Consider the following 11,501-nt stretch of genomic DNA (forward strand, 5'->3'; position numbering starts at 1 on the left):
TGTTTTATTTGTTTAAGTAAGGTAATAGATAGCCATATCCTGCTTCGTCCATCTCGTCCTTGGACACAAAACGTAAGGAAGCAGAATTAATACAGTAACGCAGGCCACCTAACTCCTGAGGTCCATCTGTAAAGACATGACCCAAGTGAGCATTTCCTGACCGAGAACGAACCTCGATTCGCTCCATTCCATGGCTCAAATCCTTGTAATAGTGAATCAATTCCTTAGAAATCGGACGGCTAAAACTTGGCCAACCACAACCTGAAGCAAACTTATCCTTGGCGAAAAAGAGTGGCTCACCCGTCGTGATGTCTACATAAATCCCTTCTTCAAAAGTTTGGTCATAAGCATTACTAAACGGCGCCTCTGTAGCAGCTTCTTGGGTGACACGATAAGACTCTTCAGTTAAGCTTTCCTTTAACACCTCTTGACTAGGCCTTTCATAGTTGGCTGCGTCAATCAATGGCTTCTCAGCATCTGTGACATCGATATGACAGTAACCTGAAGGATTTTTCTTGAGATAGTCTTGATGGTAGTCTTCAGCCAAAATGTAGTGGCGAAGTTTCTCCACCTCTACTGCAATCTTTCGACCAAGCATACGCTCCTGCTCCTGCACCACTGTGTAGATAACTGGCAAGTCTGCTTCATCCTGATAGTAAATCCCAGTTCGATATTGGCGACCACGGTCATTCCCCTGCTGGTTAATAGACAAGGGATTAATGACACGGAAATAATAAAGCAAAATCTCTCTAAGTGACACTGCTTTCTCATCATAAATCACTTGAACAGCCTCTGCATGGTCTGTTTCCTTGAGTAGCTGGTAATTGGTCGTTTCGACTTGCCCATTAGCGTAGCCGACACTGGTTGCTAGCACCCCAGAAATTCGTGAAAAATACTCCTCTAGGCCCCAAAAACAACCACCTGCTAGATAAATTTCTGACATCTTTATTTCTCCTTTATCAAGTTTTTAACTAATACTCTTCGAAAATCTCTTCAAAGCACGTCAGCTTACATCTTCAACCTCAAAACAGTATTTTGAGCTAACTTCGTCAGTTCTATCCACAACCTCAAAACACTGTTTTGAGCAACCTGCGGCTAGCTCCTAGTTTGCTCTTCGATTTTCATTGAGTATCAACTTCTTTTCAAAAAAAGGATAGGAAGCCCTCTAATCAAGAGTTTCCCCATCCTATCTTCTATTTCTTTACTTTGTTTCGACACGGACACCTTGGGTATCAACTTTCAAATCATGAAGTTTGCCTTTGAAAGACTGCTTTTGCAATTCTGCCTTAATCGCTGGCATCTTGTCGTGAGAAGCCAAGACCATCACTGTCGGTCCGGCACCAGAGAGATAGGTTGCATAGGCACCATTCTCTTTAGCTACTTGCTTAATCGTCGCAAATTCACGGACCAGACTTTGACGATAACGCTCGTGGAAGAGGTCCCCCTCGATTGCTTGACCAGCTGTCACCATATCTCCTGCTAACAAGGCTGCAACGGCCACATTGGCGATAGAACTAGCTGCAACAGCTTCCTTGTAGGACAATTTCTTAGGAAGGACACCGCGGCTATCGCGAGTGCGTAATTCATAGTTGGGAATATAAGCTAGAAAATCACACTCTGGGAAGTCAGCTACAATCGCTGAAATATTTCCTTCAACAGAACTTGCAATAACGAGATTGCCGTAAATTGCTGGAGCTACATTGTCAGGATGTCCTTCAATCTTGGTAGCCAACTGCAATTTGTCGTGGTTAGATAAGTTGAGATTGCCCAGTTGGTTAGCTAGTTCAATCCCAGCAACAATAACAGAGCTAGAAGAACCCAAACCACGCGCCAAGGGAACATCACTGGTCATTTTCAAGCGTCTCGGTTGCAAGTCTGGCGCAATTTGCAAGGCAATCTTGAGCAAGAGATTACGCTCGTCATGTGGAATCCATTTGCCAACCTGGTGTTCAATCAACCACTCATCCCGTTCTTCACAAACCTCAATTTGAAGATACTTGGTTACAGCTACACCGACCGAATCAAAACCTGGCCCGATATTGGCACTGGTTGCAGGTACAATAATCTTCATCCTATTCTCCTAACACCTTGAAGGTATTCAAGAGGTCAAATTCTGAAGCTTTGGCCAACTCAGCTGAAACATTCTCAAGTTGTGATTTATTAATCTTATGAGTGATAATCACTACACGCGCCTTGTCACCCTCTTTGCCATCTTGGAGGATTTGCTTGAAGGAAATATCTTGAGCGTTGAAAATCTCAGCCAATTTCAAGACCTGACCTTTTGAGTCTGGAGCCAAGATTGAGAAGTAGTAATTAGCTTTAACATCTTCTGGATTTGCCAAGACTAGGTCACGGCTATATTCGTTGAAGTCTTTACCGATGGTACCATCATTCAAGCGACGAACGATACGGACAATGTCCGCTACAACACTTGTTGCAGTTGGTTTTTGACCCGCACCTGGTCCGTAGTACATAGACTCACCGATGCCGATAGACTCCACAAAGACTGCGTTCATTACCCCATTCACACTAGCGAGCGGGTGCACTTTAGGAAGGAAGGTTGGAGTCACTTCTGCAGCAATACCTGAAGGAGTTTCCTCGATAGAACCAACCAATTTCACTACATAACCCAGGTCTTGGGCTACAGCTACGTCTTCTAGTGTGATATTGCGGATTCCCTTGTGGGCTACATCGTCAAAGGCAACCTTCATACCAAAAGCAAACTGGCTCAAAATCACCATCTTGTAGGCTGCGTCAATCCCATCCACGTCATTTGTAGGGTCGCTTTCTGCAAATCCTAGTCTTTGTGCTTCCGCAAGAGCGTCATCATAAGACCAGCCTTCTTCCACCATCTTGGTCATCATAAAGTTAGAAGTTCCGTTAACGACACCAAGAACGCGCGTGATTTTATCAGAAGCCAATGAATTTGCTAAGGTACGAAGAATTGGAATCCCACCAGCTACTGCCGCTTCGTAGTAAAGTGCTACGTTATGCTCTTTAGCGATTTCTAGCAATTCTGCTCCATGGACAGCCAAAAGATCCTTATTAGCAGTAACAACGTGTTTCCCAGCTTGCAGGGCACGAGTGATAAAGGTTTTAGCTGGTTCGATACGCCCCATCAACTCCACTACGATTGTAATGTCCTTGTCTGCTAAAATATCATCTACATTGGTTACAAAGTTAAAGTCATTTCCTGCTGCAAGCAAGCGGTTCTTTTCATCTTCATCCTTGACCAATACCTTGGCTACTTCAATCTCTGAATGAGCTGACTGAACGATTTTTTCTCCATTTTCCTTTAGGAGGAAAGGCACGCCACTTGCAACGGTACCAAATCCAAGTAAAGCAATTTTAACTGTCATGTTTGTCTCCTAGAAATTTTCTGATATAGCCATTATAACAGAATTTTGTGAAAATTCCTATTATAGTAAATCACTATTTCAGTCTAGTAAAGAAAAAACGAATCCCATGATTCGTCTTTCTTGATAAATGAAAATTGATTTTAAAAATTATGAACGAATCTTTTTCAGACCGAGAACTGCGTCATGGTTAATCAATATTTGCCCATACTCTTGCAAGACTGAACGACTGATGTCACTGTCGTCTGCAAACTCATGCATACGAGCCAAGAGCCAGGCTGGATATGGACTAGGATGATTTTCTACATCGACTAAGATTGTCAAATAGTAGTGCCCATTCATCTTATAGAGTTCAGATGTTTCCATCTGGTAGTTAACCGTCTTTGCAAAAGCAACCAAGTCAGAAAGGCTTGCAAAGCGCAGGATGTAGTAGATGTAAGGTTCTTTCTTATTCTCCGTCTCCTTGTCTGCCTGCTCTTGCTCTTCTTCCTTTGCTTCGACCTGCTCTAGAGATTGGATGGCCTCAATATCGTCCTTGGTCTTATCTGCAATGCTCTTTTCCAAGGTTTTGAGAAATTCATCTGGCGACATTTGGGCTAATTCTTCCATGTCTGGTAGATCCGCCAAATCTTCAAAATCCAAATTTTGGTCAATCTTGGACTTGGTCACAAAGACGTCCACCTTATCAGGTTTTGGTGTCACACGGAAACTCAGCATGCCACTATCCAAGAAATTGTCAGGCATCTCTAACTCGTCTAAAATAGCATAGAAAAACTCTTCGGTTTTTTCCTGAGGAACGAGAAAGTCTGCGATTTCCATTCCCCGATCCATCAAATCATCTAAAGTCATCGTGATTTTCAGTGTTGTATCACTAATTTGTTTCATCTTCATATCTAGTAACCTCATACTTTCAGTCTATCTATTATACTAGATTTTTACGATTTTATCAAAAGAATGAAGCAAGAATGTGATATAATACTAGATATGATTTTAGATTTAAGAAAGAAAGTTCAATGAAAAATATAAAAGTAAATGCCTTGGCCAGCTTGCTGGTCAATATTCTCAATATCGTTTTTCCACTGATAACCAATCCTTATCTGACGCGGATTCTCAGCAAATCCAATTACGGTTATTTCAATATAGCCAATACCTGGGCAAGTTTCGTTATTCCACTAGCTGCCTTTGGAATATACAACTACGGGATTCGAGCTATTAGTAAGGTCAAGGATGACAAGAATAAAATCAACTACGTCTTTTCTAAGTTGTTTTATATCTCGGTTTTCACCTCTCTCCTGACCACTGGTATCTACTTCCTCATTATCTTCTTTGACACCAGCATTGAGAATCTGAAAGTCCTCTACTACATCCTAGGGGCTCAAGCACTCTTCCAATTTCTCAATATCGAATGGATGAACGAGGCTTATGAAAATTATGCCTTCATCCTCTACAAAACGTTAATTATTCGAATTACCATGCTGGTCGCTATCTTCGCCTTCGTTAAAACAGCAGATGATATCGTTCCTTATGCTATCGTTATGACAGCGACCACTATCCTCAACTACCTGCTCAGTTTTCTTTGGATTAAGAGAGAAGTTTCTTTTGTTAAGATCGGTTTCGTCGAATTAGTCAAAGCTTCTAAACCGCTCTTCACTATGCTTCTCTTAGCAAACGCTAATATGCTTTACACCTTGCTAGATAGAATGTTTATCACCAAGGGACCAGATGAAAACTATATTTCTTATTATACAATTGCCTATAGTATCGTCATGTTGATTGCCAGTGTCTTGAGCGGAGCTATCAACGTCAGTATTCCACGCCTTGGCTACTATCTCGGTAAAAAGGATTACAAGTCCTATAATTATCTCGTGAATCAAGCGGCATCCTTATTCTATTTCCTTATGGTTCCAACTAGTATCGGGATTATGATATTGGGACGGTACGCAACTGTTATTTATTCTTCTGAAAAATATCTTGAAGCGGGTATCGTAACTAGCGTCTTCGCTTTTCGTACCATCATTTGGGCTATTGAGTTGATTCTTGGTAAACAGATTATCTTTATCAACGACCATGAAAATCGCTTAACTGCCTTCTACTTCCTTGGTGGTGGTGCCAATATACTATTAAATAGCATCTTGTATTTCAATAATATTTTTGCACCTGAGTATTACATCGCTACGACCATTATCGCAGAAACTATCGTTGTTTTACTTGAAATTCATTTTATCAAGAAACACCAACTGATTAGTTTAAAAGAAATTTTTATAACCTTAACACGTTATAGCCTCATATCCCTTGGTTTTATCCCAATCTTCTATATTTTCAAGATGATTTTCCAAATCCATTCCTACACAGTAAACTTTAATATGATTCTCATGGTTCTTTCTACCGTGTCAACTTGTGGTATCTATTACCTCTTGACCCTCTTTATCACCAAAGACAAAACACTCCACTATGCACTGAACCTTGTACTTGCTAAATTAAAACGAAATTAAAAAAATCCCCTACTGATAAATTAATTGCCAGTAGGGGATTTCTTCTTTATTCGTTTTCTTTCTTATCAGAAGCGTTGGCTTCTAGATTTGAATCTTGTTTAGGTTGTTCAACAATAGAGGAATTAGCTTCTTGTTTCTGTTCTGGCTTGACTGCATCGCTATTTACAGCAGCAACAGCCTGTTTCCAGATTCCTTCTTCGTTTACTTTGTAACCATCAGGTGTTGTTGCGTTCTTCAACAAAGAACCATTAGCTTGGAAATAGTACCAATTACCATCAAGCTGTTTCCAACCTGTTTGCATAGCTCCTGATTCATCAAAGTAATAATGATCACCATTTACTTTATGAAGGCCAACCAACATGATGCCATCTTCAGGATTTAGATAATACCAGACGCCCTTGTCTTTTATCCAACCAGTTTTCATGGCTCCATTTGATTCAAAGTAACGGTAATGATTATCAAACCATTTCCAGCCAGTTTGCATGGCACCAGATTTGCTAAAGTAATATTGCTTACCATCTACTTGATGGAGGCCGACTAACATAACGCCTTCCTTACCTTCAAGATAATACCAGGCGTCACCATCTTTCAACCAACCATTTTGGAGTGCGCCCGACGTAGCGTAGTAATGCCAAGAATCATTTGACCACTGCCATCCAACTTGCATAGTACCTGCAGAGCTGAAGAAATAGTTCTTACCGTCAATCTCTTTAGATCCTACAGCCATAATACCAGTTTCTGGATCCAAATAATACCATGATTCTTTATCTTTCAACCAACCAATTTTCATAGCACCTGAGTTCGTATAGAAGTACCAGCTATTGTCTTGCCACTTCCAGCCAGTATGCATGGCACCACTAGCATTCAAATAGTAACGAACACCATTTATATCTTGTCTGCCAGTTAACATGATGCCATCTTTATCCAGATAATACCATGTTTCCTGATCCTTGACCCAACCGGTTTTCATAGCTCCAGAACTTGCAAAATAGTTCCATTGACCATCAACAAAGACCCAGCCAGTTTGCATGACACCTTCTTGATTAAAGTAGTATGTGCTTCCATTGATATTCTTTTTACCAACGGTCTTTAGCCCATCCTCATCATAGAAATACCAATTTGAATCAATCTTTTGCCAAGTTGAAGGCTTACCTGCTGTTTGGAGTGCACCACTTTCGCTAAAGAACATCTTCTTGCCATTATAGACTTGATGTCCTGTTAGCATCTTGCCATCTGCCGCAAAGAGATACTTTTTCCCTCCAATTTCAGAGAGCTCGCTAAATCGTCTAGCACCATTTGATTGGATATAATACCAAGAGTCGTCTAGTTTGAACCAACCACCAGTTTGCATTTTACCATTTTGGTTCAGATAGTAATCATTCCCTTTAGCATTTTCTCCCCGGTCGTCGTTAAGGTGAAGCCAGCGACCTGCTTGCATTTGTCCTTTTCCATTAAAGAAGTAAGTGGCTCCGCCAATCTCTCTCCAGCCGATAGCCATTTCTCCGTCAGTCAAACGATATTTCCAATAACCATCTTCTTGATACCATTTTTCGTCAACTACAGGGATATCAGGGAAGGTATTTGAAACATTAGCAAATCCTTTATCGCTAATATCAAAAACGGTAGCATCTTGAGTTTGGCTCGCAGCATGAAGAACCTGAATATTTTTCTTCTGAAGGTATTCTCTGGTTGAAGCAACATTAATATCTCCACCAGTTGTCTGAATAATCATTTTTGGTGATAAGTTTTCAAGGAAATTAATCGTATTTGAAATTGTCGCATCATAATGGTGGTTCCATTTCATCATATCAACCTTGCCGATAACTGGACCTAACTTATCTTCTGCTCCTTCTTCATTATCCAAATCTCCACCAAGATAGATTCTCTTTCCTGCCACAGTCACTACTGAAACAATGGAGTTGGAGTTATCATCTCGAACTTTTTTCAGATTCCCGTCAGCATCATATTCATTCTTATAGTTGTAGAGTTGGATATCCATATCACCTAATTTTAGGTGGCTATCCTCATCTGAAATATTCTGGATAAGAGTAACTCCTCGTTTTTGAGCTGCTCTCAAAGCATTATCATAATTGAAAAGATTATCCCATAGTCCCCAGTTTGCTGTAATCCGATCATCTGAATATTTTTTCAAATAAAACTTACCGACTTGATATCGATTGAGTATTTCGTCCGCTCCACCAATATGGTCACTATGAACATGAGTTCCTATAATAAAATCTAATTTTTTTACACCTATTCGATCCAAGTGGCGAATCAATCGATCCTCCAATACTTGATAATTTCTCATGGAAATTCCCCAGCGGCTTGGATAGCGTGAGTCACTCCCATCAGGGAAATCATAGTCTTCACCCATATCAATCAAAGCATAGTGACCATTGCTTTCCAGAAGGATGGCATCACTCCCAGATTTTGCTTTAGTATTTATGAAATGGATACGATTGCCCGAACCTGCAGAGATGGTATCTGCATCTACTCCTTGCGATAACTGAATCAGTAATAGAAAAAATGCGAGAACACTATAGCTGACTGATTTTAATAACCATTTATTTTTCACCTTGAAAACTCCTTTATCTTAACAATAAACAACTTTTAAAAATTTAATCAATCCAGTAGTTTTTATCCCCTCCTGGGACTTGTTGCTCAATAGGTGGTGGAGTCATATAGTTTTCTCCAAATTCGTAGACAAGTATTTCATGGTATTTTCTCGGAACCTTGACCACAATATCTTCATAAGGCATATCAATCAAATCATAGAGCCATTCTTTTTTTATACCATTTGGATAATAAGGGTCATAGATAGTACAAGTAAGATCTGTTGCTTGATCTACACTATACTTCAAAGCAAGGCTCTCTAATTTTTGATTCCATAGCTGTGGGGAAGTTAAGCGGAAAATAGCTGATCCCATATAACGAGGGAGGTTTTTAAGTCCACCATTCTCAGACTTGATCCCTTTAAAATTCAAAGAAGAAAGGCGAATGAAATATTTGTAGAGCTTCATTTTCTTACGGTCACTTTCCTCTGTGACGACACCATCATATGGAAAAATGTCAACGCAAGTTCCCAATACGACCGTTGGGTCTACGAGGTTAGCATCTCGACGAGTCCTTACATCATAGACTCTCATATAACTGTATGGATATCCCTTTGTTTCTCTGAATGAAATCAATTTGTAGTAGGGATGATTTACATTTTGTAAAACCTTGTACAGTTTTTCAAATTCATCACGCGCTAAGGAAATATCTGTATCATCATCCCAGGGGATAAATCCTTTATGGCGTACAGCTCCTAGTAAGGTTCCAAAATCAATAAAGTATTTGATTTGATGTTGTTCACAAAGATCATATAGATACTTTAAAATATCCAATTCTACTTGCTTTATTTCTTCAAGAGTTAAAGTTCTTTCAGACATAGGTTCTATTCTCCTAAATTTGACTATATTTTTAAACGTTTCTTAGTCCCAATCCCGTCATTTAGACCTTTTAACAATCTTCCATAATTTAAAATCATGATGAGATACTCTTTGTTCAACCGGTGGCAATTGCATATAGTCTCCGTAGTCTGAGGTCAAAATTTCATGATAGTTTTTCGGAATGGTAAATTCCTTACCTTCAAATGTTCCAGTAGTAACTTGTTCCAGCCATTCACGTCTCCACACTGGTTTGTTCATATCCTTGTAGATAAGATAATCCACTTGCTCATAATCTGAGACTTTACGGGATTTTGCAAGCTCTTCAATCTGGGCAACGTATTTGTTTGTATTGGTGAAATAGAAAATAATAACTGACACATAACGTAGCAGTGAATTCAGTACACTTTTCGTATTGGTAATGCCTTTAAAGGTGTAGCAATTCAATTGACGTTTCTTTATCAGTTTCGTCATCTTGTTTTTAAATTGTACGTCATCCTCGTAGCCATCTACAGGGAAAATATCTACATAGATTCCCATATTCGAATCGATGCGAACAGCTTCTTCCAGCAAGTAAGTATGGTTATCCTGCACTTTCATGAAGGGATAGACATAGTTGAGATTATTTTTATAAGACATGACCTCGTAACGTTCATCAGGGTTAGCGATAAGGTAGTCTTGCAACTTTTCATAATCTTCTCGTAACATGCAGATATCCATGTCATCATCCCAAGGGATAAATCCTTGATGGCGTACAGCACCAATTAGACTTCCATATGCTAAGAAATACTTGACTCCAATTTTCTGACAAACTTCATGAATATACTCCATGATTCCAAGTTCCATCTCTTGAATTTCATTGACGTCTGTTACTTCTTGGTACCGAACTCCTTCATCTCGTTTGCAGACTACGAGTCCATAGCCAATTGCTAGCCAGAAGATGATATTAATAAAGTTGGTTGAATACATAATCTGACTTTCAAATAATTGACCAAACAAGATACCGAAGAAAAGAATCATGATCAATTTATCAGTATTTTTCTTGGAAACAATCAAATACGTTAAAAAGCGCTTGATGACATAAGCCAGTACAAGAAGGAAGGATACCAAACCTAGAACTCCCGAACTGACAAATATGGTCATAAAAATGTTATGGAAATTCCCACCGATAAGGGAGTTTTGAATCTCAAATTTACTGAAATATTCTGCGTAGTAATCTGGAACATTTCGTACACCATAACCAAAAATTGGTTTGGCACTTCCCATCTTGATGGCATTTTTCCAGATATAGGTTCTACCACTTGGTGTTGTTTCGATCAGATGTAGCTCACCGTTCTTCTTAGTAACAGACGAATCTGTTTCAGCATAGGATTGTCCTTTGTTTAAATCTAAGACAGTCGCAGTTTCAGATGAGATATAGATTGAAGTTACATAGCTTAATCCAATATTAGTTGCAGTAATCAGCAAACCAGCAACTATAAAAGTGAGGAATCGTTTAACGATACTTCCTCTAGTAGCAAAGAAACTATAGAGTCCAATCATGAGAAGTAAAGAAAGTAAGGCTCCTCGACTTTGCATCGTTGCGAAGTAAACGAATTGAATCACATTGTTCAGTTTAAGATAAACAGAATATTTACTTCCTTTATGGATTAAATACGTAGCCAAAATAATGCTAATGTATGAAAATATCGCACTAGCATTTGGATTGACAATCCCCCACAGACGTCCATTCATGACACCATAGTAATAAGATTGTTCGCCAATCTTAAATAGGATAAGGACTCTACTTACCAATAAACCAAACGCAAAAATTGCTGAAGAAAAAGATACAATTTGAACCGTGTAGGCAATCCAGTCAAATAATTTTTTAAGTTGCCCTGATTGTAACATGGTAAATAATAAAACATAGGTTACCATGAAGAGGATTTCAATCATATTTCCAATCAGATGTCCAGAGCGATTGAAAATAGCTGATAGCAGATGACTTCCAGCTAAGAGTCCAAATAAGGATAGAAATTTGCGATCTACTGTGATTTCTTTCCACTTAAACAATAAGGTATAGCAAATATAAAGCACTACAATCGCTGACAATCCCTTATAGAGGGGATTTGCTATCTTATAAACCAGTGAACTCATACTTAAAATCGAAATAAAAACAAACAGATACGCAATCCATAGTTTTGATTTTTCAAAGTATTCATCCATTTTTGAAAAATTCATTTTCA

At 39.1% G+C, this 11,501-nt stretch carries 8 protein-coding genes; 1 reads left to right on the forward strand and 7 read right to left on the reverse strand.

The features are described from left to right. Window positions 1-4: 4 nt before the first annotated feature. The 4 genes from msrB to mecA all read right to left on the reverse strand — a co-directional run bounded on the left by msrB (window position 5) and on the right by mecA (window position 4,247). Complete coding sequence (gene msrB, locus Q4A91_RS00710; RefSeq protein WP_303204040.1) at window positions 5-943, reverse strand: peptide-methionine (R)-S-oxide reductase MsrB; 939 nt, start codon at window positions 941-943, stop codon at window positions 5-7. Window positions 944-1,201: 258 nt separating this feature from the next. After that, window positions 1,202-2,071: a homoserine kinase gene (gene thrB / locus Q4A91_RS00715; RefSeq protein ID WP_303204041.1), complete on the reverse strand. Its 870-nt coding sequence runs from the start codon at window positions 2,069-2,071 to the stop codon at window positions 1,202-1,204. Window position 2,072: 1 nt separating this feature from the next. Then, on the reverse strand, window positions 2,073-3,359 hold the full coding sequence (locus tag Q4A91_RS00720; protein ID WP_303204042.1) for a homoserine dehydrogenase: 1,287 nt from the start codon (window positions 3,357-3,359) through the stop codon (window positions 2,073-2,075). Between the two features lie 147 nt (window positions 3,360-3,506). Then, window positions 3,507-4,247: an adaptor protein MecA gene (gene mecA / locus Q4A91_RS00725; protein ID WP_303204043.1), complete on the reverse strand. Its 741-nt coding sequence runs from the start codon at window positions 4,245-4,247 to the stop codon at window positions 3,507-3,509. A gap of 122 nt (window positions 4,248-4,369) precedes the next feature. Here mecA and Q4A91_RS00730 point away from each other — a divergent pair, with 122 nt between their 5' ends. Further along, on the forward strand, window positions 4,370-5,848 hold the full coding sequence (locus tag Q4A91_RS00730) for an oligosaccharide flippase family protein (protein ID WP_303204044.1): 1,479 nt from the start codon (window positions 4,370-4,372) through the stop codon (window positions 5,846-5,848). A gap of 46 nt (window positions 5,849-5,894) precedes the next feature. Here the strand turns inward: Q4A91_RS00730 and Q4A91_RS00735 are convergent, their stop codons facing one another. From Q4A91_RS00735 to Q4A91_RS00745, 3 genes are read right to left on the reverse strand one after another with little or no spacing between them, the layout of a single operon-like run. Next, complete coding sequence (locus Q4A91_RS00735; RefSeq protein WP_303204045.1) at window positions 5,895-8,423, reverse strand: MBL fold metallo-hydrolase; 2,529 nt, start codon at window positions 8,421-8,423, stop codon at window positions 5,895-5,897. A 43-nt stretch (window positions 8,424-8,466) separates the two neighbouring features. Continuing rightward, on the reverse strand, window positions 8,467-9,279 hold the full coding sequence (locus Q4A91_RS00740; protein ID WP_303204046.1) for a phosphorylcholine transferase LicD: 813 nt from the start codon (window positions 9,277-9,279) through the stop codon (window positions 8,467-8,469). A gap of 57 nt (window positions 9,280-9,336) precedes the next feature. After that, on the reverse strand, window positions 9,337-11,496 hold the full coding sequence (locus Q4A91_RS00745) for a LicD family protein (protein ID WP_303204047.1): 2,160 nt from the start codon (window positions 11,494-11,496) through the stop codon (window positions 9,337-9,339). Between the last annotated feature and the right edge of the window lie 5 nt (window positions 11,497-11,501).

Source organism: Streptococcus sp. (assembly GCF_030528045.1).
Taxonomy (GTDB): domain Bacteria; phylum Bacillota; class Bacilli; order Lactobacillales; family Streptococcaceae; genus Streptococcus.

Excerpts from the sequence above, each read along its gene's own strand:
- msrB (WP_303204040.1), bottom strand. The coding sequence starts at position 943 with ATGTCAGAAATTTATCTAGCAGGTGGTTGTTTTTGGGGCCTAGAGGAG.
- thrB (WP_303204041.1), bottom strand. The coding sequence starts at position 2,071 with ATGAAGATTATTGTACCTGCAACCAGTGCCAATATCGGGCCAGGTTTT.
- Q4A91_RS00720 (WP_303204042.1), bottom strand. The coding sequence starts at position 3,359 with ATGACAGTTAAAATTGCTTTACTTGGATTTGGTACCGTTGCAAGTGGC.
- mecA (WP_303204043.1), bottom strand. The coding sequence starts at position 4,247 with ATGAAGATGAAACAAATTAGTGATACAACACTGAAAATCACGATGACT.
- Q4A91_RS00730 (WP_303204044.1), top strand. The coding sequence starts at position 4,370 with ATGAAAAATATAAAAGTAAATGCCTTGGCCAGCTTGCTGGTCAATATT.
- Q4A91_RS00740 (WP_303204046.1), bottom strand. The coding sequence starts at position 9,279 with ATGTCTGAAAGAACTTTAACTCTTGAAGAAATAAAGCAAGTAGAATTG.
- Q4A91_RS00745 (WP_303204047.1), bottom strand. The coding sequence starts at position 11,496 with ATGAATTTTTCAAAAATGGATGAATACTTTGAAAAATCAAAACTATGG.